Here is a 21,074-nt window from a genome sequence, read left to right as displayed (position 1 = left end):
GGCAGTGATGACGGAGAAAATGCTCAGCCCTTCAGAGCGAGGGCGCCAGCTTTATGTGCGTTGTCGGGTAAGCGATCACAAACGGCACTCATGCGCCCATTCGGAAAGACGTTCCCTCGCCTCGTCCCCGAACAATGCGTATCCCTCGTACACGGCGTACTCATTGAGGTAGGCCGACACGTCTCGGTGATCTCGGAAAACCATGGCTCCGGTGGAGGTTTCCACCGTGGCTATCCGCGCGTCATACACCGTGAACGTGTTCAGCGGAGCCACGGGCAGGTAGCCGCGCAGCGGAATCACCCCGAGGCGCACATTGGGCAGGAGGCTCACGGAGTTCAGTCGGTCAATCTGAAAAGCCATCGCCGCAGCCGACAGCAGGGGCCACCTGACGGCCTGCTCGGTCAAGATGAAGGTGAAGCGCTTCGACCTGTCGTACAGAACCGCCTGCCGCTCCAGCTTCCTCGCAATGGTCTTTCCGTGGTCGCCGGGGATTCCCGCGAGGCTCGCCCGCACATATTCCGGCGTAGCCAGCAGACCCGTAACCATGGACACCAGGAGGTACCGCAAGTCGGTGGATGACCGCTCGAAACCGGCGAGCTCGTTCTGCTTCTTGTCCAGACCCGTGCGGCGCTGCGACCACACGTCTTGCCATACGGTGTTGGCGGTACGGGCCAGTGCCGCCACTCGCGCGACCTGGTCGGGTGGTGCGTCCAGCGCACGGAGGATCAGTTCCACGTCGACCAGGCTGGGGGAGAGCTTTCCGCCCTCGATATTGCTGATTTTGGTCTGGGAAACGTTGATGCGTTTGGCGAGCCAGACCTGCGTACGACCGGCTCGCCTGCGCAGTTCCCTCAGCGTCTCCGCCAGGTCAGCCTTCGACTGCCCCAGCTCACCCGGCTCAAAAGTCAAGACCCTTCACATACTCTTCGAAGGGCACTGACACGGCCAAGGCGATCCGCTGGTATTCGAGGTAGGCACGCACGTCCCCCTCATACACCTCGCGGCCGGTCTGCGTTCCGTCCGGCTCGTAGTGCATGAGAACGACTTCCGATTTGTCGAACATCCAGAAATCCTGGACGCCGGACAGTGGGTTGGGAGCGTCGGTGACATCCATGATGCGGATATCTTCACCGGCCCACGCATGCGGTCGGTAGTACATGAACTCGTACCGCAGATAGTCCGACAGTGGCCGGGTGACGATGTGCACCCGCCCCTTGCTCTTGCCTTCCCGTCGCACCCGCTTGAGATCCTCGACGTAGTCATTCGAATGCATACGAGGGTCGATGCGCTTCCCAGCCCGAAATGCCCGGATCTCTTCTGCTTCTTGTGGAACATTATAAGAAGGCAGTGTCTCAAGTCGCCATGCTTCCGATTGAAATCCGCGGAACCTGGCCTGCCATTCCTCACCATCCAAGAGCATGAAAAGCCTCCCGCAGAACGCGCTCGGGAATCTCCACCAGCCCTTCACCGTCCGGCGGGGCGAACGCGGTGGACACGGCGCCCTGGACGACGATGGAGCCGCCAGCGGTCCGATACATGTTCGGGCAATCGTTCTGATTGCACTCGCCATTTCCCTCGCCGGTCAAGCGGGTCAGTTCCTCGCGTGCCATACGGAAACCCCCTGATCTGTGCACCTGTTGCGTTGACCATGACGGTACGGAGCCAGGTAAGGGCCGTCCATCCAGGAACGCCGATATTTGCGTTGTCGGGTAGACGATCACGACAGTACGGCGGTCCCGAAGCCTTCCGTCCGGCCGTCTCCCCGGCAGCACCGCGGCCCGGTCCGGCTGACGACCGGCAGGAAGAGCACCGGGTGGGCCGACCATTCCACCCACGTGCCGGCGCAGTTGAGCGCCAGCCCGCAGGGCTCCCCGCGGTGCAGCGCGGACACCGCCCCCAGGCGTCCGTCGCCGTCCACCTCGCGCAATGCCCGCTCGTGCGCCCGTCCGGACAGGCCGGCGGCCAGCCGGCGGGCGTCCGCGGCGATCTCCCGTACGGCCCGCAGTGGGGTGCCGACCGCGAGGGACGTCCAGGACGCCACCTCGTCCGCGTACACGGAGCGGTACACCGTCCGCTCGCACCAGATCCCGGGCACGGCCAGCCCCGTCCCTGCCCGCGTCCCCGTCTCAGTCCGGCCCGGCCACGTCACGCCGCCAGCCATGTCGCCCCCTGACTCTGCGGGGCGCCGTTCCCGTACGTGCCGACGGCCCCGCCGCCGGGTCGGGCCACGAGGGCGTACGCGCACCCCTCGGCGTCAACGACGGTCAGGGTGACGGCATTTCCGGACATCAGCCCGCCCACCGCCCGGCCGAAATCGACCTGGTCGCGGAGCCAGCCCCACTCCCCCGCCCCGTGCGGCATCCCTAACTGCTGCGCGACCTGTTCCGCCCGCGTCCGCACCCATCGCACCGCCCGGCGCGGCGAGTACGTCACCACGCCTCCGAGGTCGATCGACGGCCCGGACGGGCGGTGTACGACCAGTTCCGCCCGGTAGACCGCCACGTCCCCCTCGACGGTCACGGCATCTCCGTTACGGACAGCGGGAGTTCGGCCCACACCACTTTTCCGGTGTCGCCCCGGACCACACCCCAACCACTTGCCAAGGCGTCCACGAGCACTAAGCCACGACCACATTCCGATTCCTCCTCGACCCCCGTCAACTCGTTGACCACTGGTTCCTCGTCGCTCACGTCGTGCACCTCCAGCCGCAAGCGGTCGCCCGACCGCACGAACCGGACTCCGATCGCGGGCACGGGGGCGGGCAACCCGGCGTGCGCCCGCACGGCGTTGGTGACGAGTTCGGACGTCAACAGCTCGGCGGATGCGGCGAGTTCACCCCCGGCGCGCCATGCACGGAGTTGCCGCCGGAGCTCCCTGCGGGCCCACCCGACGCTGCGCACGTCGGACGGCAGCCGGTAGGCGACTGCGGGAGCGACAAGCGAAGTTGCTACGAACCGGGCGCGTGCGGACATGGCTATCCCCTTGGTGCGCATGACGGAGCGAAGTCACTACGCAGCGTGGCGGCGCACACGCGTTGAGTGACGAGCCCTCACGCTAGGGGGCACGCCTGCAAGTTTGCAAGCTTTGACCATGCAAGCTTGCCATCGCTGTGTGTGAGCGCGCAGACTGGTTCCGTTACGAATCAACGGGGCACAGCGAGGCGGTCGTTGAAAGGAGGGCTCATGCCCGCAGGTGGGAGGCCGACGGTTCGCAGCCGCAGGCTAGGGAACGCACTGAGGCGGTATCGCGAGACCGCCGGCTTGGATCAACCGGACGCCGCCGAGGCGATCACGAAGTCCGTATCCAAGATCAGTCGCATGGAGAGCGGGCACACTTCCGCCTCGGGACTTGAGGTCCGCACGCTCCTCGAACTGTACGGCGTGGAGGATGCGGACGAGCGGGCCAGGCTGCTCGAATGGGCAAGGAAGAGCAACGAGCGGGGTTGGTGGATCGAATACCAAGCCACGGCCTCGTCCGGCCATGTGGATCACGTCGCCCTGGAAAGCGAGGCCACTCACATCAGAGCCTGGGAACCCGTGCTTATCCCCGGCCTGTTGCAGACACCCGAGTACACCGAAGCCGTTATCGCCACAGGGCCCAGGTGCTTCCCGTCCGAAAAGGTCGTCGAGCTGGTCAAACTCCGCCAGGAACGGCAACAGCGGATCGAGGAGGGTGGAGCCCACTTCACAGCGATCATCTGGGAACCGGCCCTCACCGCGCTGGCCTCCGAACCAGGCTTGAGCGCTGGCCAGTTGACGCACCTCCTGGAGGTGGGGAAGCAGCAGAACGTCACGATTCAGCTGCTCCCGGCATCAGCGAGCCTGACCGCGGGGATGTCGAGCGCCTTCTGGGCCTTCTCGTTCGGTGCGGAAGCCAACGTGGAAGCCGTAACGCTCGACAGCGCCGCGCACACCAACGTCGTGGAAGCGCCTGAGGCCCTTGCGCACTATGTCATTGTCTTCGACCAGCTACGCTCGGCGGCACTGCCGCCGGACGGAAGTGCCGAGCGCATCCGGAATCTCCTTGAAGACGGAACGCCGCACAAGGAAGTGAAAACATGAAGCCAGAGGTCATAGGCGTGTTTCGGAAGTCCTCGTACTCGAACCAGGATGGAGCCTGCGTAGAGATCGCCCCCACCTCCACGGGTGGCCATGCCGTACGCGACAGCAAGACCCCCGCCGGCCCCCGCCTCGTCTTCCCCGCCGGTGCCTGGAGCGCGTTCACCGACGTGCTGAAGGGCGGCGACCGCAGCTGACGCGAACGGGCCCCGGGCCGCGCCGCGCGGTGCGGCGGGGGCCGGGGCCCGTCGTACAGCGGCCGGGCGGCCGGGGGCCCGGCCTACTGCCCCGCGAACTTCCGGCTCACCGTGTCGAAGACGCGTTGCGCCTCCGGGCCCAGGTACGGGCCGGCGAGCCAGGTGTGGGCGTTGGAGCTGATCGAGGTGTTGGAGATCAGCGTGAGCTTGTTGTTGCGGCCGACGAACCAGCCGCCGCCGGACGTACCGCCGGTCATGGTGCAGCCGATCCGGTCCATGGCGGGCGTGCCCTGCTGCATGGTGAGGCGACCGGGCCGGTCGAAGCAGGACATCATGCGGGCGCCGTCGTAGGGCGGCGCGGCCGGGTAGCCGAACGCCTTGACCGAGCTGATGCCGTCGGCGTGCGGGGCGTTGAACCAGACCTGGGCGGCCGCACCGACGGTCTCCTGGAGGGACTTGCCGCCGCCGTTCTCCGGCCGGACGTGCAGCACCGCGAAGTCGTACGCGGAACCGCCGTTGCCGGACTCGGTGCTGCCCATGTTGATCCACTCGCCGGACGTACTGATCCAGTCAGCCCAGAAGCGGCCGTAGGGGGTGACCTGCTGGGTCGGGGTGGTGCCGACCTGGCTCATCGGGACACCGGTGTCGTTGTACGACGGGACGAAGACGATGTTGCGCATCCAGCCGCCCTGCCGGCCGGAGTGGACGCAGTGGCCGGCGGTCCACACCAGGTTGGACTTTCCGGGGTGCGCCGGGTCCTCGACGATGGTGCCGGAGCAGACCATCGGGCCCTTGGGGCTGTCGAAGAAGATCTTCCCGACCGGGGCCATGTTGCGGTGGTAGGGGCGAGTGACCTCTTGGGCGTTGATCGGCCGGGGTTCGGGGTCGCTGGCACCGTAGCCGCCGACCGCCTCGCCGGCCCGGACGCCGACGTCGGGGGCCGCCTGGGCCTGCGCCAGCCGGTCCGGCTTCCAGTGGTCCTTGATGACCGGGTTGGCGAAGTCCTGGGCCTTGTGGGCCCACTTGTCCCAGTTCTTCCAGCCGCCGTCCTTCCACTTCTTCAGGTCGTCGAGGCTGGTCGGCGCCCCATCGGGCAGGTGCGGGCCGCCGGCCTTCTGGTTCCCGGCCGCCGAACTCCCGCCCGTGGCCGCGGTGTTGTCGGGGCCGCAGGCGGTCGCGGTGGTGGCGAGCAGCACGGCGGCGGCCGCGGCGGCCAGCCCGGCCCGGCGGCGCCGCGAGCGGCACCGGGGTCCCCGGAACGGCGCGGGCGGCAAGGACGGTATGGACGACGCGGAAGATGCGGAAGATGCGGAAGATGCGGAAGATGCGGAAGAAGTAGACGGCGTGGGCGACGTGGACGGCATGGTGTCGTTCCCCCCTGGTGCGTATGAACGTGCCGGTGCGGCGCGGCACGGTGGTGGCGCCGGCACCGGTTGGTACTCCCCTGCTGACTGTCATGCCCCTGCTGGGGCCGCGCTCTACTATGCCGGTCCGCCGCTCCGGGCGGGGCGGGGGGCCGCGACCTGCGGAAGATCGAGACAATCACTGATGTCCTGTCCGAACCGTCCCAAGGACCCCACCGTGACCGATCGCGTCATCGACCGTCCCCGCAGCCGCGGGTTCCTCTTCCTCGACTCCCACCCCGCCGGGTGCCGGCAGCTGGTCTCCGACATGTGGGACGCCGTACCCGCGCCCGCCGCGGCGCCGCCGGCCGACGGCCCGGTGGCCCTCGTCATCGGCTCGTCCGCCGGCTACGGCCTGGCCGCCACCCTGGCCGGCCTCAAGCGCGCCGGGATCCGCGGCATCGGCATCTGCTTCGAGAAGCCGGGCAGTGCCCGGCGCACCGCCACCGCCGGCTGGTACCGCACCGCCGCGACCGCCGAGCTCGCCCGCGAGGCCGGCCGGGACATGGTCTTCGTCAACGGGGACGCGTTCTCCGACGAGATCAAGGACCAGGTCGCCGACCTGTTGGAGGAGCGGTTCGGCGGGCAGCTGAACCACCTGATCTACTCGGTCGCCGCGCCCCGCCGCACCGACCCGGAGACCGGCACCACCTACGCCTCGGTCCTCCAGCCGATCGGCGCGCCGTCCCGCACCAGGACCCTGGTCTTCGGCGACGCGGGCGCGCCCGAGGTCAAGGAGGTGGAGACCGCGCCGGCCGCCGAGGAGGACATCGCACAGACCGTGGCGGTGATGGGCGGCGCCGACTGGGAGCGGTGGATCGACCACCTGGCCGGCCGTGGTCTGCTCGCCGACGGCTTCTCCACCGCGGCGCTCTCCTACATCGGCTCGTCGCTGACCGAGGCGATCTACCGCCAGGGCACCATCGGCGCCGCCAAGGCCCATCTGGAGGGCACCGCCCGGGTCCTCGACAAGCGGCTGTCCGAGCTGGTCGGCGGGCGTGCGGTGACCTCCGTCAACGGCGCCGCGGTCACCCAGTCCTCCACCGCCATCCCGGGGATCGCGCTCTACGTCGGGCTGCTGCGCGGCGTCCTCGGCGAGCGGCTGGTGCCGCCGACCGCCCAGCTGAGCGACCTGTGGGACCGGCTCACCGGGGCCCGTCCGCTCGACCTGGACGAGGAGGGCCGGGTCCGCCTGGACACCTGGGAGCTGAACCCGGAGGTGCAGGCCGCGGTCGCCGAGCGGTGGCAGGCGGCCACGACGGAGAACATCGCGGAACTCGCCGACCTGAGCTGGTTCCACGGCGAGGTGCAGCGCCTCTACGGCTTCGCGGTGCCCGGCGTCGACTACGGCGCGCCGGTGCCCACCGAGGTGCCGTGGCCGGGGCAGCAGCCGGCCTGACGGTCGGCGCCCCGCGGCACCGGGCGCGTCAGCACGAGCGTTTCAGCGCGGACGTTTCAGCGCGGACGTTTCAGCGCGTGCGCTTCAGCACGGGCGGACCGGTACGCGGGGGTCCCGGTGGCCCGCCCCGACTCCGTGTCGGTACTGCTCGATCTGGTCACGGGTCGGGTACCACTTCTTGTCGCAACGGTGGCACCACCAGCGCCAGTTGTCCCAGTGGACCTCGGTGGTGGTGGTGTCCTTCCACAGGCGGTCGTGGCATTCGGGGATCGGGCAGTGCGGCGGCGGCAGGGGCATGACGGGCCGGGCCTTTCGTGCGCCGGGGTGGGTCCCCGGGCGGATGTGGGGCGCCTCCCAGCCTGGAGCGCCGCGGGGCGCACGAGGGCCCGGCGGGTCCGCGGCCATACGATCGGGTGACCACCGGCACCGCGGCTGACACGCCCGAGCCGCCCCGCACTTCCCATGAAAAGCGCAGGTCAGCCGGGATTCCCGAGATCGGACATGCGATCACGGGTGATCGGCGATGCGATGGAGTCATGGGCACGACCGGGCGGATCGCAACGCGGCTCCACCGCCTCTTCGAATCCACCTGTGCCCGGATGCCCTCGGCAACGGCGCTGGAGTGCGGGCCGCACGTCCTGACCTACGCCGAACTCGACGCCCGCGCCAACCAACTCGCCCATCACCTCCGTGGCCTGGGCATCGGAGCGGGGTCCCGGGTCGCGATCCTGGTGCCGCGGTCGGTGGACATGTACGCCGCGCTGCTGGCCGTGGGCAAAGCGGGCGCGGCGTTCGTCCCGATCGACCCGGCGGCGCCCGCGGACCGGGTCGCGTTCATCGCGGCGGACGCCGAGGTGGACGCGGTACTGACGGTGTCGGAGCTGGCCGCGGCGGTGACCGGCCGCGGGGCGAACGTGGTGCGACTCGACGCGCGGGCGGCCGAACTGGCCGCCGCCCCGGTCACCCGGCCGGAACCGGCCCCCGTCCCGGACCCGGCCCCCGTCCGGCTGGCGGCACCGCCGGGCGACCCTGGGGCCGACGACCCCGACGGCCCCGCCGACCCCGACGACCCGCTCGCGTACATCATGTACACCTCAGGCTCCAGCGGCCGCCCCAAGGGCGTGGCCATCGCGCACTCCAGCATCTGCAACTTCCTCGCCGTCGTCCCCGACGTCTACGACGTGCGCCCGGACGACCGGGTCTACCAGGGCATGACCATCTCCTTCGACTTCTCCATCGAGGAGATCTGGCCCACCTGGGCGGTCGGCGGGACCCTCGTCGCGGGGCCGATCGGCGCCGGCTCGCGACTCGGCGCCGAACTCGCCGACGTCCTGGAGGAGTCCGGGATCACGCTCTTCTACTGCGTGCCGACGCTGCTGGCGACGATCCCCCGGGACCTGCCGGCGGTGCGCAGCATCGTGGTGGGCGGCGAGGCATGCCCGCCCCGGCTCGTCGAGCGGTGGAGCCGGCCGGGGCGTCGGATCCTCAACACGTACGGGCCGACCGAGACCACCGTCACCGCCACCGTCGCGGAACTCCGGCCGGGCCGACCGGTGACGATCGGCCGCCCGTTGCCCACCTACACGGCGGTACTCCTCGACGACCTGCGCCGGCCGGTCCCGGACGGGGCGGTCGGGGAGATCTGCGTGGGCGGCCCGGGCGTCGCCCGCGGCTACGTGCGGCGCCCGGAACTGACCGCGGACCGCTTCATCGCGCACCCGTTGGCTCCTGGGGGCGGCCGGCTCTACCGCACCGGCGACCTCGGCCGGATCACCGCGAACGGGGAGATCGAGTTCCTGGGGCGGGCCGACGACGAGGTGAAGGTCCGCGGCTACCGGGTCGACCTCGGCGAGATCGACAACGTCCTGCTGGAGGACCCCGGGGTGGCCGAGGCAGCCACCGCCCTGGTGGCGCTGCCGGACCGGGACGGCGCGGACGACAACCGGGAGCTGTCCGCGTACGTGGTGCCGGCCCCGGACGGTGCCGGGCAGACCGGTACCGCGGACGGGGACGCCCTGGTCGCCCGGCTGCACCAGCGGCTGCGGCACCGGCTCCCCGCGTACATGGTGCCGCCGTTCCTCGACATCCTTCCCCGGCTGCCGGCCCTGCCGAGCGGCAAGGTGGACCGCCGGCGGCTGCCCGCGCCGACCGGCCGGCGGTTGGGCGGCGGCGGCCAGGTGGCGCCGCCGCGGGACACCCGCGAGACCCGGGTGCGGGACGTCTGGGCCGAGGTGTTCGGCATGGGCCCCGAGGCGCTGTCCACCGAGGCGGACTTCTTCGGCGACCTCGGCGGGCACTCGTTGCTCGCCGCCCAGGTCGTCTCGTTGCTCCGCAGCCGCGGCATCGACGGCGGCGCCACGCTGCGCGACGTCTACGCCCATCCGACGGTGCGCGGGCTCGCGGCCCACCTGGGTGCGTTGCGCGGCGCGGAGACCGGAGCCGCGGTCGGGGCGGGCGGCGCGGGGCCGGGGAGCGGTGACAGTACGGGGAGCCCCGACAGCGCTGCCGGCGGTGCCGGCGCCGCGAGCGACGTGCCGGTCCGGCCCCGCCCGCTCCGGCACGGCAGCCCCCGGATAGCCGCCGCCGGCCTGGTCCAGGCCGGGCTGATCTACCTCCTGCTGTTCGTCCTGACCCTGCCGCTGGCCACCGTCTTCAGCTGGGAGAACGGCGAGTTCACCAGCCGGACCCCGGTCCCGGTGCGGCCCGTACTCGCCGTACTGGTCAGCTACTTCGGCGTCCGCTGGCTCCTGCCGTTGGTCCTCGCCCGCCCCCTGTCGGCCGGCATCCGACCGGGCCGCTACCCCTTGTGGGGCGCGACCTTCCTCCGCCTGTGGGCGCTCAGCCTGCTGCTGAGCGTCAGCCCGCTCCCCGCACTGAGCGGCTCCCCCCTGATGGGCCGCTATCTGCGGCTGCTCGGCGCCCGGATCGGGCCGCGGACGACCATCGCCACCGGCGTCATCCCGCTGCCGTCGCTGCTCCGGATCGGCGCGGACGCCTCGATCGGCTACGGCGTCACCCTGCGCGCCTGGCGGGTGGCGGACGGCTGGGTGACCATCGCCCCGATAGACATCGGCGCCCGCGCCTACGTAGGAGCCCACGCAGTGCTGGAACCGGGCGCCCGGATGGCGGCGGGTGCCGGACTGGGCGAGCAGTCGGTGATCGGCGAGGGCGAGGTGGTGCCGCCCAGGGCCCGGTGGGCCGGCTCGCCACCCGCCCCGGTGCCGGCGCTGGCCCCCCACATCGAGGACATGCTGCGGGCCGGTGCCACGACCGATGCCGGTGGCACGACCGAACACGGCCCGCCGTGGCACGTCGCCGCCGCGGTGCTGGGCGTCGCCATGCTCGAACTCCTCACCCTGACCGTCCTGGCGCCGGGCGCCGCCCTGGTGTGGTGCGTCTGGCTGGCCTGGGGCAGTGGCCCCGCCATCGCGGCCACCGTGGTCCTGGGCGCCCCGCTCTACGTGCTCTCCGTGTGCACCGCGATCGGCTGCGCCAAGCGACTGGTCCTGCACCGCACCCCGGTCGGCACCCACCCGGTCCGCTCCGCCCTGGGCGTCCGCAAGTGGCTCTCCGACAAGCTGCTGGAGTCCAGCCTCGCCTTCACCAACTCCCTCTACGCCACCCTCTACACCGTCCCCTGGCTGCGGCTGCTGGGCGCCCGGATCGGCCCCGGCGCCGAGGTCTCCACCGCCGCCCACCTCGACCCGGACCTGCTCACCCTCGGCGAGGGCAGTTTCGTCGCGGACATGGCGGGGGTCGGTGGCGCGGCGTTCGCGGGCGGCCGGGTCGTCTGTCGGCGTACCGAGGTCGGCCGCCGCGCGTTCATCGGCAACGCGGCGTACCTACCTGCCGGGACGCGCACCGGGCCGGGCTCCCTGGTCGGCGTCGGCACCGTCCCGCCCGGCGAAGAGGTGCCCCCCGGCACCTCCTGGCTGGGCTCCCCCGCGATCCACCTCCCGCAACGCCAGAGCAGCGGCACCTTCCCCGAGGAACTGACCTTCCGCCCCACCCGCAAGGCGGTCCGCCGCCGCCTGGCCATCGAGTACTTCCGCGCCACGATGCCGGCGTCCCTCCTGGGCACCGCCGCGTTCCTGTTCCTCCTCGCCCTCTCCGGCGTCGCCCACAGCCCCTCCCCGGCCCTCCCGCTCCTCCTCGCCCCGCTCCTCCTCATGGCCACCGGCCTCGCCGTCGTCGCCGCCTGCGCCCTGCTCAAACTCCTGGTCATCGGCCACTATCGGCCGCGCGTCGAGCCCCTGTGGAGCTGGTTCGTCCGCCGCACCGAGTTCATCACCGGCCTCTACGAGGCGGCCGCCGTGCCGGCCGGGCTCGCCACCCTCACCGGCACCCCGTTCCTGCCGCCGGCGCTACGGCTGTTCGGCGCCCGGATCGGCCGCCGGACGTGGCTCAGCACCACCTTCCTCACCGAGTTCGACCTGGTCGACATCGGCGACGACGCGGCGATCGACGCCGGCGTAAGCTTGCAGACGCACCTGTTCGAGGACCGGGTCATGAAGATGTCGAAGGTCACCGTCCGGGCCGGCGCCACCGTCGGCAACCGCTCGGTCGTGCTCTACGACGGAATCGTCGGCGAAGGGGTCTGGCTCGACGCGCTCTCCCTGGTCATGAAGGGCGAGTACCTCACCCCCGGCACCGCTTGGCGCGGCATCCCCGCCCAGGGCCTGGCCCGCCGGTCCGCCGACCACCCGTCCTCCGCCCTGACCCCACACCCCACCAGCCCTTCACGGTGACCGCCCATGTCTCCCCCCATCGGCTTCCTCGACTCCCTCCGCCGGGCCTTCGGCGCCCGCGACGAATCGGAAACCCCGCCGCTCCCCGCCCCGGACGGCCGCCGCCTGGCCCTCGTCTACCGCGGCCCGGCCGCCCGCCCCGCCGGCTGCTCCGAGGCGGTCGCCGCACTGCTCGCCGCCGGCCCCTGGAACCTCGACGTCCGCTACACCGGCCCGGCCGAGGACATCCCCCTCTCCGCCACGTCACTGGCGCATGCCCACCTCTACGCCCAGCCCGGCGGCGGCTCCCTCGCCCCCGCCTACCGCCGACTGCGGAAGCACGGCGACGAGATCCGCGCCTACGTCCAGGGCGGCGGCCGCTACCTGGGCTTCTGCCTCGGCGGCTACCTCGCCGGCGACGACCCGGGCTTTGACCTGCTCCCCGGCGACACCGACCAGTACATCGCCACGCCGGGCACCACCGTCCACCACGACGGCGACACCGTCGTCGAAACCCGGTGGCGCGGCCTCCCCCGCACCGTCTACTTCCAGGACGGCCCGCACTTCATCCTCGACCCGGGCGCCAACGCCACCGTCCTGGCCACCTACCCCAACGGCACCGTCGCCGCCGTCGTCGCCCCCTGCGGCGCCGGCAAGGTCGCCGTGGTCGGCCCCCACCCCGAGGCCACCGACGACTGGTTCCTCGACGAGGGCCTCCCGGTCCACCAAACCCACGACCTGGCGGTGGACCTGGTGGACGAGCTGCTGGCGGACTGACGACGCCCCGTCACCCTCCGGGCAAGTCCCCACCCGGGGCCCGCACTTGGACCGGCACGTCGTCGTGGAGCGGATGACGCCGCAGCAATACCCGGCAGTCGGTCGCCTTGGACCTGTCGCCGACCACTTCAGCGCCCCGCAATTCCGATGCGAGCCGTTCACATTCCGGGCAGTTCACGAGCGCCCCCGCTCCCGATCCCGCTGAAGCCTGGCCAACGCCACCAGCTGCTTCCGCTCCCATTCCGTACCCGGTCGCAGCCTGGTGTACGGCGTTTCCCAGGTGAGGTGAGTGGGGCGCTCCAAATGCGCCAGAAGAGCCCCGACGCCGCGCACCATGCCAACCATGCCGGAATCGCGGTCGTAGACCACTGTGCCGACGGCGACCTCGGCCGGGGAGAGAAAGAACTGCCGGTGGTTCACGATCTCGGTGTTACGGCTCTGTACGGTGGCCGTACGGCCGGTCAGGCGGGCCGCATCCCGCTGGCGGGCGAGTGCTGTGCAGACGTCGCAGTCGGCGGACGTGATGGATTCCATGGGTCAAGCGTCGTTGCGGGCCAACGTCCTCGAAATGAGCGGTCGTTGTACTTCCGTTGCACTTTCGGGCCACCGCCCTCATGGAGCGTGCTTCGATACGTGACCAGAGGGAGGCGGCCTGTGATCAGCGTGCAGCAGTGGACCGGTCGCGAAGCGAGCGCTCTGCGAGCTGCGCTCCGGATGAGTACGCGTGCTTTCGCCGAGCACCTGGGCGTCGCTCTGCGCACGGTGGCGAAGTGGGAGAAGCTCGGCGCGGACACCGTTCCACGCCCAGACACGCAGGCCATCCTCGATACCGCGCTCGCCCGCGGCGACACGTTGGCGCACGTGCGTTTCGAGGCTCTGCTCTCGCGTTCGGGGGATGGCCACGCGGGGCGAAGGCCGGTACGCGCGGCGGACTACGAGACGTGGACGGAGGACATGGATCGCGCCCTTGTATGCCTGAGCCGTCAGAATTTTTCGTTCGCCTCGGACTTGTTGAACCGATGGCTCGGCCGCCTCGACCCGCGTGTCCTGGACGGCGAGGGGCTGTACCTCTACGGACGATCGCTCGCCCTCCTCGGCGACCTTCAACGCGACCAAGGCGTGATCGTTGGCCCGCTATCGGCGCACCGCTCGTACAACACCGCGCGCAGCCTCTTCGCTGAACTCCACATCCCACGTCGAGTAGCGCAGACGGATCTGTCACTCGCGCTCGTGGACGAGATGTCCGGAAAACTCGACGCTTCCGCTCGGCAGTACGAACGGCTCGTCGCCGACGAGCGACTCAGCATGCGCGACCGTGCCCGGGCCCGCATGTGGGTGGGCAGGGCGCACAGCAAGATAGGGGCCAATACCCGCGCGATCGAGTTGCTGGAGGCGGCAACGCGCGAATTCGAGGACCTTGCGGAGCCCGAGGATTGGTGTGTCACCCACCAGAAAGTCGCTCTTGCCCACCGTGGGAACGGTGACCTGGCTCAGGCACTTGAACATATCGACATCGCGCGTTCCACCCGCATCTTCGACTCTCCCTTACAGCGTGTGCGGCTGGACACCGCGCACGGGCACATCCTGCTGTCTGACCCGGCCACCCGGGACGACGGACTATCCGTACTAGCCGACGCGACGCAGGTAGCGAGGCGCTACAGCCTCGGACACCAGCTGCGCAGCATCGAGGACATCCTGCGGCCGTACGACGGCCCGTCGGGCTCACCCACGCACGTAAGGTGGCCGACAGGGCGACCCAGGGAGTTCGAGTGGCGGACCGTGACCGACCCACGATCAGCGATGAGCAGTGGAACGACGCCAAACTGATCTGGGACTTCCACCTGATGGGACACGCGCCGCGCCCCTGCTCGGCGGCGATCGGGTTCGGCAGTCACGATCTCGGCGTCGCCACACGCGCCGCCGAGCTCTACCGCGCCGGGCTCTTCCCCGTGGTGGTGTTCAGCGGCGGCAACAGCCCGACCACCGTGGCTCGCTTCCCGCGCGGCGAAGCGGTCCACTACCGCGAGCACGCGAGAGGGCTGGGTGTGCCGGACGAGGCGATCCTTGTCGAGCCCCGCGCGGGCAACACGGGCCAGAACGTCACGTTGTCGCGCGAGGTGCTGCACGAGGCCGGTATCGCCGTCGCGTCACTGCTTCTGATCTGCAAGCCGTACATGGAGCGCCGCGTCTACGCGACATGCCGCAGGCTGTGGCCCGAGGTCGAGGTTGTCTGCGCCTCCGAACCGCTGGCGTTCGATGACTACGTCAAGTCCATCGGCGACGAAAGGCTCGTCATCGACATGGTGGTGGGCGATCTGCAACGCGTGATCCGGTATCCGGACCTGGGCTTCGCCATCGGGCAGGACGTGCCCGACGACGTCCACGCCGCCTACGAACGCCTCCTGCGTGCGGGCTTCGACAGCCGGCTCCTCACGTCCTGAGTAGACGCCTCCCCCGGCCATAGCCGCCCTCGCACGCACCCGGGCGGAGCCGTCCATGACGGCCCCGCCCGGGTGCGGATCGTGCGATGCGGCTACTTCTTCGAACCGTTAGGCAGCCAGCGCTTCCATACGTCGGGGTGTTCGTCGACCCACTTCTTGGCGGCCTCGTCGGCGGGGAGGCCGTTGGAGGCGATTAGTTGGGAGACCTCGTTCTGGTCCTTCTTGTCCCACTGGAAGTTCTTCAGGAACTGCGCCGCGGAGCCGCCGCTCTTGGCGAAGTCGGTGTTGAAGTACTTCTGGAGCGGGGTGGTGGGGTACGCGCAGTCGATGGACTGCGGGTCCTTGGTCCCCTTCGCCGCGCAGGCGTCGGTGTACGGAGGGAGTTTGACCTCCACCATCGGCACCTGGTTGAAGAGCCACTGGGGCTCGTACCAGTAGGTGAGGAAGGGCTTGTGCTGCTTGGCGAACTGTTGGATCTGGGTGATCTGGGCGGCCTCGGAGCCGGCGAAGACGACCTGGTAGTTCAGGCCGAGGTTCGCAACCAGCGCCTTGTCGTTGGTGACGTAGGACGGTGACCCGTCCATCAACTGGCCCTTGTCGCCGCTCTCCGAGGTGCGGAGTTCCTTGGCGTACTTGTTGAGGTTCTTCCAGTTGGTGACGTCGGGGTGCGCGTCGGCCCAGTACTTGGGGACCCACCAGCCGATGTGGCCGGTGACGCCGTTGCCGCCGCCCGCCGTGATCGTCTTCTTGTCCTGGACGTAGCGCTTCTCCTGGTCGGGGTGGCCCCAGTCCTCCAGGATGGCGTCGACCCGGCCCTGGCTGAGCGCGTCCCAGGCGGGGATCTCGTCGACCTGGACGGTGTCGACGTGGTAGCCCAGCTCGTGTTCCAGCAGGTACTTCGCGACCGCGACGTTCGCCTGGGCGCCGACCCAGGTCTGCACCGAGAGGGTGACGGACTTGGAGCCCTTGGCGGCGGCGAACGGCGACGCCTGCTTGGTCATGTCGGCCTTGCCGCAGGCGGAGAGGGACACCAGCAGGGCGCCGGTCGCGGCCGTCGCGGCCAGGGCCTTGGTGAGCGTGCGGGCGCTTATCGGTGTGCGGGACATGGTCAGGCTCCCTTCCCGGTCGTGCGCCGTTCCGTGGGCTGGGTGACCCGGTCGAGCATCAGGCCCAGGCAGACGATGGCGACGCCGGCGACCAGGCCGATGGCGAGGTTGCCGGTGGCCAGGCCGGTGACCACGTCGTAGCCGAGGGCACCGCCGCCGACCAGGCCGCCGATGATGACGACGGCGAGGACGAGTACCACGCCCTGATTGACGGCCAGCAGCAACGCCGGCCGGGCGAGCGGGAGTTGGACCTGCCGGAGGGTCTGCCAGCGGGTGGCGCCCAGCGAATGGGCGGACTCCATGGCGCCGGGGTCGACCTGGCGCAGGCCCTGGGTGGTGATCCGGATGACCGCCGGCAGGGCGTAGACCACGGCCGCGGCGGCGGCCGGCGCGCGGCCCACCGCGAACAGCGCCACGACCGGGATCAGGTAGACGAACTGCGGCATGGTCTGCATGACGTCCAGGATCGGACGCAGTACGGCCTCGAAGCGCTTGCTGCCCGCCGCGAGGATGCCGACGCCGATGCCCAGCACCAGGGTGACGACCAGGGCGGCGAGGACCTGGGAGAGGGTGTCCATGGACGGCTTCCAGACGCCCAGCACGCCGATGGCGGCCATCGCCAGGACGGCGGTGAGCGCCGTGCGCCAGGTGCCGATGAGCCAGGCGAGTGCGGCGACGACGAGCAGGACGCCGTACCAGGGGAGGGCGGTCAGGCCGTCGCGCAGCGGGTTGAGCACCCAGTTGGTGAAGTGCGCGGCCCAGTCGGCGGTGCCGCCGATGACCGGGACGCCGGAGTAGAGGTGGTTGACCATCCACTCCTTGACGTCGTTGACGGGGCGGGCGATGGCGAACGTGGCGCCCGCGGGCCAGATCGCGGAGCCGGCCAGCCGGCCGACGAGCGCGACCACCGCGGTGATCGCGGCGATCCCGGCCCAGGCGGGCCAGCCGCGCAGCAGCCGCGGGCCGGCGGCGGACGGGTCCGCGCCCAGCTTCTCGCCGGCCGCGGCGGTGGTGCGGTCCATGACGATGGCCAGCAGCACGATCGGGATGGCGGCGGCCAGCGCGGCGCCGACGTCGACCGAGGCGAGTGCCTGGTAGACGCGGTCACCGAGGCCGGCGGCGCCGATCATCGAGGCGATCACGGCCATGGACAGCGCCATCATGATCGTCTGGTTGACGCCGAGGAGGAGTTCCTTGCGGGCCAGCGGGAGCCGGGCGGTGACCAGGCGCTGGCGGCCGGTGGCGCCGAGCGAGGAGACCGCCTCCAGGACGCCGGCGTCGGCGCCGCGCAGTCCGAGCGCGGTGAGCCGGGCCATCGGCGGTGCCGCGTAGATCACGGTGGCCAGCAGTGCGGCGGGGACACCGATGCCGAAGATCATGACGACCGGCAGGAGGTAGGCGAAGGCCGGGAGCACCTGCATGGTGTCCAGGACCGGCCGCAGGATCTTGAAGAGCCGGGGGGAGAGGCCGGCGGCGAGCCCGAGCAGCGCGCCGACGACGACCGAGGCGAGCACCGCCACGATCATCAGCGCCAGCGTCTGCATGGTCGGGATCCACATCCCCAGGGCCCCGCTGACCAGGAACGACACCAGCGCGACGGCGGCGATCCGAAGGCCGGCGACGCGCCAGGCCAGCAGCGTCACACCGGCCGTCACGCCGGCCCAGCCGAGCGCGAGCAGCAGCAGGTAGACGCCGCGGACGGAGAGCACCACGGCGTTGCTGAGGTGGCCCAGGACGTAGACGAACAGCCAGTGGCTGTCGCGGTTGTCGATGATCCAGTTGCTGGCGTGGTCGAGCGGGCCGGAGAGGTCCACGGTCAGGCCGGTGGGCCAGGCGGCGCCGGGCCAGGTGGTCGCGGCGAGCGGGATCAGTACGGCCGCGGCGACGGCGAGCAGCAGGAGCTTGGTAAGGCCGCGGCGGCGCAGGAGGCCCTGGAACGGGCGGAGCTTCCCGGCGCCGAGCGCGCCGGGAGTGGTGGGGGGTGCGGCGGTGCTCATGCTGACACCTCGCTTCGCGAGGCCCTGCATTCGCACGGCACGCACCTTTCGATGATTCGCTCGCTGTGCTCGCTCATGCGCGGCCCCGCTTCACCGTGCCGACCGGCACGTTCAGCGCGGCGGCCCGCTGGGCCTGGCGCCACTGGCGGAGCAGGGTGGCGCGCAGCCGGGCCCGGGGGCTCGCGGCGGGCGCGCGGGGGACGACGGCGCGGGCGGCGCCGCGGTGCGGAGCTGCGGCGTACATCACGCGGCCATCTCCCCCGACGCGTCGTGGTGCGGCTGGGATATCCGGGCCACCACGTTCAGCAGGCAGGCGCTGTCGACGACGCCCAGGCAGCGGCCGTCGTCGACGATCCGGGCGGGGCCGCCGGAGCGGGCGACCGCCTCGATGGCGTCGCAGATCAGGGTGTCGGGGGTGAGCGCGGGACCCTCCTCGGCCTCCCCGGCCTCGGCGGGGCGCATCGCGCGGCGGACGGTCAGCACCTGCTCGCGCGGGACGTCCCGGACGAAGTCGCGGACGTAGTCGTCGGCGGGCGCGCCGACGATCTCCTCGGGGGTGCCGAGCTGGACGATCTGCCCGTCGCGCATCAGGGCGATCCGGTCGCCGATCCGCAGCGCCTCGGCGAGGTCGTGGGTGATGAAGACCATGGTCCGCCCCTCCTCGCGGTGCAGGCGGACGACCTCTTCCTGCATATCGCGCCGGATGAGCGGGTCGAGCGCGCTGAACGGCTCGTCGAACAGCAGGACTTCGGGGTCCACGGCGAGCGCGCGGGCCAGGCCGACGCGCTGCTGCTGGCCGCCGGAGAGCTGGCCGGGCCGGCGCTTCTCCAGGCCGGCCAGGCCGACCTTGTCGACCATCTCGGCGGCCTTCTCGCGGCGTTCGGCCTTGCTCATGCCCTGGATCTCCAGGCCGTAGGCGACGTTGTCGACGACGGTGCGGTGCGGCAGCAGGCCGAAGTGCTGGAAGACCATGGCGGCCCGGCGGCGGCGCAGTTCGCGCAGCGTGGTGCGGTCCATGGCGCGGACGTCCTCGCCGTCCATCTCCAGTGCGCCGCTGGTCGGCTCGATCAGCCGGGTCAGGCAGCGGACGAGGGTGGACTTGCCGGAGCCGGAGAGCCCCATGACCACGAAGACCTCGCCCTTGCGGACGTCGAAGGAGACGTCGCGGACGGCGGCGGTGCAGCCGGTCTGCTCGCGCAGTTCCCGGGCGCTGAGCCCGGTGACCGAGGTGTCCTCGGGGATCCGCTCGGCCTTGGGTCCGAAGACCTTCCACAGGTTGCGCACGGAGAACACCACGGGCTGCTCGCCCGTGCCGTCCGCTGCGGAACCCGCACCGTTCTTACGGGGGTTGGGGACAGCCGTGGTGTCGGCAGAAGTACCGGTCATCACGCATCACCTCCTTGGGTCGAAGCTTCACGGAGCAGTTCGGCGCACTTCTCCCCCACCATCAGCACGCCGAGCATCGGGTTCACCGCGGGCATCGTCGGGAAGACGGAGGCGTCGGCGATCCGGATGCCACTGAGGCCGCGGACCTTCAACTCCGGGTCCACGACGGCGAGTCGATCGCCGGCGGCGCCCATCTTGCAGGTGCCGGCCGGGTGGTAGACGGTGTGCGCGGCCTTGCGGACCAGCTCGCTGATCTCCGCGTCGTCGGTGACGTCCGGGCCGGGGAACACCTCCCGCTTGAGCCACTTCTTGAACGGCTCGGCCTGGGCGACCTTGCGGGCCAGCTTGATGCCGTCGACGAGGGTCTGCCCGTCGTAGTCGACCCCGTTCTCGTCGTACTCGAAGTACTTGAAGTCGAGGGCGGGCTTGACCTCGGGGTCGGCGGAGGTGAGGTAGAGCCGGCCGCGGGCACGGGACTTGGGGATGTTGGGGGTCATCGACACGCCGTGCTCGGGGCGCTCGTAGCCCAGTCGCTCCGGGTTGTCGGTGAACGGGATCTGGTAGAAGTGGAACATCAGGTCGGGGCCCTTGTGGTTCGGGTCCCGCTTGACGAACAGACCGGCATCCGAGTCCATCGCGGAGTTGCCGGGGATCGGCCCGTTGGTCTCCCAGACGATGACCGACTCGGGGTGGTCGAGCAGGTTCTCACCGACGCCCGGCAGGTCGAGTACGCAGGGGATGCCCAGCGCCTCCAGGTCCTTCTTGGGGCCGATACCGGAGTGCATCAGCAGCCGCGGGGTGTCCACCGCGCCGGCGCACACCAGCACCTCGCGGGCGGCCTCGACGTACACCTCTTCGCCGTCCTTGGTGCGGACGTGGACGCCCTTGGCGGTGGTGCCGTCCAGCTCCAGCTTGTGCGCCCAGGTCTCCAGCATCAGCGTGAGGTTGGGCCGGTCGCCGGCCTCCATGTGGGGGTGGAGGTAGGCGACGGAGGCGGAGGACCGCTTGTTGTTCTCCGGGTGGTAGGAGAGGTCGAAGAAGCCGACGCCCTCGTCGAAGGGCCGGTCGTTGAAGCCGACGACCTCCGGGACGCCGAGCGCCGTCTTCGTGGCCTCGATCCAGTCCGTCGCGATCTGGTTCTGGTCCTTCTTGGCCACCCGCACGATGTTGTTGCGGAGCTTGCCGAAGTAGGGCTCCATGTCGTCGGCGCCCCAGCCGGTGGCGCCGGCCGCCGCCCACTCGTCCCAGTCGGACGGCAGCGGCTTGAAGGAGATGAGGGTGTTGTGCGACGAGCAGCCGCCGAGGACCTTGGCGCGGCTGTGCAGGATGTGCGAGTTGCCGCGGGGCTGCTCGGTGGTCGTGTACTCGTAGTCCAGGTCACCACCGAGCAGACCGAGCCACTTGCGCAGCGTCAGGACGTCCTCGCGGTCGATGTCAGAGGGGCCGCCCTCGATCACGGCCACGGTGGTGTCCGGATCCTCGGCGAGGCGGGAGGCAATGACGGAACCGGCGGTACCACCACCGACGACGACGTAGTCGTACACGGGCATGGGGGGTGCTCCTTTACTGCGAAGTGCGCGCGG

Annotated in this window: 21 protein-coding genes; 7 read left to right on the top strand and 14 right to left on the bottom strand. The window is 70.7% G+C overall.

The genetic code is table 11. The features are described from left to right. Positions 1 to 75: 75 nt before the first annotated feature. The 6 genes from ACFVT2_RS37310 to ACFVT2_RS37285 all read right to left on the bottom strand — a co-directional run bounded on the left by ACFVT2_RS37310 (position 76) and on the right by ACFVT2_RS37285 (position 2,972). Positions 76 to 909, bottom strand: coding sequence for a Scr1 family TA system antitoxin-like transcriptional regulator (locus tag ACFVT2_RS37310; RefSeq protein WP_390025468.1), 834 nt, complete (start codon positions 907 to 909; stop codon positions 76 to 78). Next, a complete protein-coding gene (locus ACFVT2_RS37305; RefSeq protein ID WP_390025466.1) occupies positions 899 to 1,420 on the bottom strand; it encodes a DUF6879 family protein in 522 nt (173 codons plus the stop codon). The genes ACFVT2_RS37310 and ACFVT2_RS37305 overlap by 11 nt, the downstream gene beginning before the upstream one ends. Next, positions 1,404 to 1,610: a hypothetical protein gene (locus ACFVT2_RS37300; RefSeq protein WP_390025464.1), complete on the bottom strand. Its 207-nt coding sequence runs from the start codon at positions 1,608 to 1,610 to the stop codon at positions 1,404 to 1,406. The genes ACFVT2_RS37305 and ACFVT2_RS37300 overlap by 17 nt, the downstream gene beginning before the upstream one ends. A 107-nt stretch (positions 1,611 to 1,717) precedes the next feature. Further along, entirely contained in the window at positions 1,718 to 2,095 is a 378-nt protein-coding gene (locus ACFVT2_RS37295; protein WP_390025462.1) for a hypothetical protein, read from the bottom strand. 50 nt (positions 2,096 to 2,145) lie between these two features. Then, a complete protein-coding gene (locus tag ACFVT2_RS37290) occupies positions 2,146 to 2,520 on the bottom strand; it encodes a hypothetical protein (protein ID WP_390025460.1) in 375 nt (124 codons plus the stop codon). Next, entirely contained in the window at positions 2,517 to 2,972 is a 456-nt protein-coding gene (locus ACFVT2_RS37285; RefSeq protein WP_390025458.1) for an ATP-binding protein, read from the bottom strand. Before ACFVT2_RS37285 ends, ACFVT2_RS37290 begins: the two co-directional genes overlap by 4 nt. A 210-nt stretch (positions 2,973 to 3,182) precedes the next feature. Between ACFVT2_RS37285 and ACFVT2_RS37280 the strand changes: the two genes are divergently transcribed. Beyond that, a complete protein-coding gene (locus ACFVT2_RS37280) occupies positions 3,183 to 4,061 on the top strand; it encodes a helix-turn-helix domain-containing protein (protein WP_390025456.1) in 879 nt (292 codons plus the stop codon). Next, complete coding sequence (locus ACFVT2_RS37275; RefSeq protein WP_390025454.1) at positions 4,058 to 4,255, top strand: DUF397 domain-containing protein; 198 nt, start codon at positions 4,058 to 4,060, stop codon at positions 4,253 to 4,255. The genes ACFVT2_RS37280 and ACFVT2_RS37275 overlap by 4 nt, the downstream gene beginning before the upstream one ends. An 83-nt stretch (positions 4,256 to 4,338) precedes the next feature. Here ACFVT2_RS37275 and ACFVT2_RS37270 read toward each other — a convergent pair whose 3' ends face one another. After that, a complete protein-coding gene (locus tag ACFVT2_RS37270; RefSeq protein ID WP_390025453.1) occupies positions 4,339 to 5,529 on the bottom strand; it encodes a trypsin-like serine peptidase in 1,191 nt (396 codons plus the stop codon). A 274-nt stretch (positions 5,530 to 5,803) separates the two neighbouring features. On the opposite strand from ACFVT2_RS37270, the gene fabV reads away from it, so the two are divergent. After that, on the top strand, positions 5,804 to 7,057 hold the full coding sequence (gene fabV / locus ACFVT2_RS37265; RefSeq protein WP_390025451.1) for an enoyl-[acyl-carrier-protein] reductase FabV: 1,254 nt from the start codon (positions 5,804 to 5,806) through the stop codon (positions 7,055 to 7,057). 84 nt (positions 7,058 to 7,141) lie between these two features. Here the strand turns inward: fabV and ACFVT2_RS37260 are convergent, their stop codons facing one another. After that, on the bottom strand, positions 7,142 to 7,354 hold the full coding sequence (locus tag ACFVT2_RS37260; RefSeq protein ID WP_390025449.1) for a hypothetical protein: 213 nt from the start codon (positions 7,352 to 7,354) through the stop codon (positions 7,142 to 7,144). A gap of 239 nt (positions 7,355 to 7,593) precedes the next feature. Between ACFVT2_RS37260 and ACFVT2_RS37255 the strand changes: the two genes are divergently transcribed. Together ACFVT2_RS37255 and ACFVT2_RS37250 are read left to right on the top strand one after the other, a co-directional pair. Next, a complete protein-coding gene (locus ACFVT2_RS37255) occupies positions 7,594 to 11,805 on the top strand; it encodes a Pls/PosA family non-ribosomal peptide synthetase (RefSeq protein WP_390025447.1) in 4,212 nt (1,403 codons plus the stop codon). 6 nt (positions 11,806 to 11,811) lie between these two features. Then, complete coding sequence (locus ACFVT2_RS37250; RefSeq protein ID WP_390025445.1) at positions 11,812 to 12,561, top strand: BPL-N domain-containing protein; 750 nt, start codon at positions 11,812 to 11,814, stop codon at positions 12,559 to 12,561. Positions 12,562 to 12,735: 174 nt separating this feature from the next. Here the strand turns inward: ACFVT2_RS37250 and ACFVT2_RS37245 are convergent, their stop codons facing one another. Next, positions 12,736 to 13,095, bottom strand: coding sequence for a hypothetical protein (locus ACFVT2_RS37245; RefSeq protein WP_390025443.1), 360 nt, complete (start codon positions 13,093 to 13,095; stop codon positions 12,736 to 12,738). Positions 13,096 to 13,215: 120 nt separating this feature from the next. Between ACFVT2_RS37245 and ACFVT2_RS37240 the strand changes: the two genes are divergently transcribed. Together ACFVT2_RS37240 and ACFVT2_RS37235 are read left to right on the top strand one after the other, a co-directional pair. Then, complete coding sequence (locus ACFVT2_RS37240; RefSeq protein ID WP_390025441.1) at positions 13,216 to 14,388, top strand: hypothetical protein; 1,173 nt, start codon at positions 13,216 to 13,218, stop codon at positions 14,386 to 14,388. Next, positions 14,331 to 15,002, top strand: coding sequence for a YdcF family protein (locus ACFVT2_RS37235; protein WP_390025440.1), 672 nt, complete (start codon positions 14,331 to 14,333; stop codon positions 15,000 to 15,002). Before ACFVT2_RS37240 ends, ACFVT2_RS37235 begins: the two co-directional genes overlap by 58 nt. Positions 15,003 to 15,094: 92 nt before the next feature. Here ACFVT2_RS37235 and ACFVT2_RS37230 read toward each other — a convergent pair whose 3' ends face one another. From ACFVT2_RS37230 to ACFVT2_RS37210, 5 genes are all read right to left on the bottom strand, one after another. Then, a complete protein-coding gene (locus tag ACFVT2_RS37230; RefSeq protein ID WP_390025438.1) occupies positions 15,095 to 16,108 on the bottom strand; it encodes an ABC transporter substrate-binding protein in 1,014 nt (337 codons plus the stop codon). A gap of 2 nt (positions 16,109 to 16,110) precedes the next feature. Continuing rightward, a complete protein-coding gene (locus tag ACFVT2_RS37225; protein WP_390025437.1) occupies positions 16,111 to 18,105 on the bottom strand; it encodes an ABC transporter permease in 1,995 nt (664 codons plus the stop codon). Between the two features lie 73 nt (positions 18,106 to 18,178). Further along, positions 18,179 to 18,349, bottom strand: coding sequence for a hypothetical protein (locus tag ACFVT2_RS37220; RefSeq protein WP_390025435.1), 171 nt, complete (start codon positions 18,347 to 18,349; stop codon positions 18,179 to 18,181). After that, positions 18,349 to 19,491, bottom strand: a complete 1,143-nt coding sequence (locus tag ACFVT2_RS37215; protein WP_390025433.1) for a glycine betaine/L-proline ABC transporter ATP-binding protein — start codon at positions 19,489 to 19,491, stop codon at positions 18,349 to 18,351. Before ACFVT2_RS37215 ends, ACFVT2_RS37220 begins: the two co-directional genes overlap by 1 nt. Next, entirely contained in the window at positions 19,491 to 21,041 is a 1,551-nt protein-coding gene (locus ACFVT2_RS37210; RefSeq protein ID WP_390025431.1) for a GMC family oxidoreductase, read from the bottom strand. The genes ACFVT2_RS37215 and ACFVT2_RS37210 overlap by 1 nt, the downstream gene beginning before the upstream one ends. Between the last annotated feature and the right edge of the window lie 33 nt (positions 21,042 to 21,074).

It is taken from the genome of Streptomyces sp. NPDC058000 (assembly GCF_042886435.1).
In the GTDB taxonomy this organism is placed as follows: domain Bacteria; phylum Actinomycetota; class Actinomycetes; order Streptomycetales; family Streptomycetaceae; genus Streptomyces.
This window is presented reverse-complemented; position numbering and strand designations above follow the sequence as displayed.